This is a genomic window from Janthinobacterium sp. BJB304, from assembly GCF_002735765.1.
Lineage (GTDB): Bacteria > Pseudomonadota > Gammaproteobacteria > Burkholderiales > Burkholderiaceae_D > Janthinobacterium.
Genome location: NZ_PDZN01000058.1, coordinates 1 through 544 on the forward strand (window position 1 = coordinate 1; position 544 = coordinate 544).

Here is a 544-nt window from a genome sequence, read left to right on the forward strand (position 1 = left end):
CGAGAGATTGGGGAGTGCTCGAAAGAGAACCAGTACACAGGTGCTGCATGGCTGTCGTCAGCTCGTGTCGTGAGATGTTGGGTTAAGTCCCGCAACGAGCGCAACCCTTGTCATTAGTTGCTACGAAAGGGCACTCTAATGAGACTGCCGGTGACAAACCGGAGGAAGGTGGGGATGACGTCAAGTCCTCATGGCCCTTATGGGTAGGGCTTCACACGTCATACAATGGTACATACAGAGCGCCGCCAACCCGCGAGGGGGAGCTAATCGCAGAAAGTGTATCGTAGTCCGGATTGTAGTCTGCAACTCGACTGCATGAAGTTGGAATCGCTAGTAATCGCGGATCAGCATGTCGCGGTGAATACGTTCCCGGGTCTTGTACACACCGCCCGTCACACCATGGGAGCGGGTTTTACCAGAAGTAGGTAGCTTAACCGTAAGGAGGGCGCTTACCACGGTAGGATTCGTGACTGGGGTGAAGTCGTAACAAGGTAGCCGTATCGGAAGGTGCGGCTGGATCACCTCCTTTCTAGAGTTTGCACGA

The 544-nt window shown here is 54.2% G+C and carries 1 rRNA gene; it reads left to right on the forward strand.

The annotated features are described in order from the left end of the window. Nucleotides 1-529, forward strand: a 16S ribosomal RNA gene (locus CSQ95_RS28915); the annotation flags it as partial. Nucleotides 530-544: the final 15 nt, after the last annotated feature.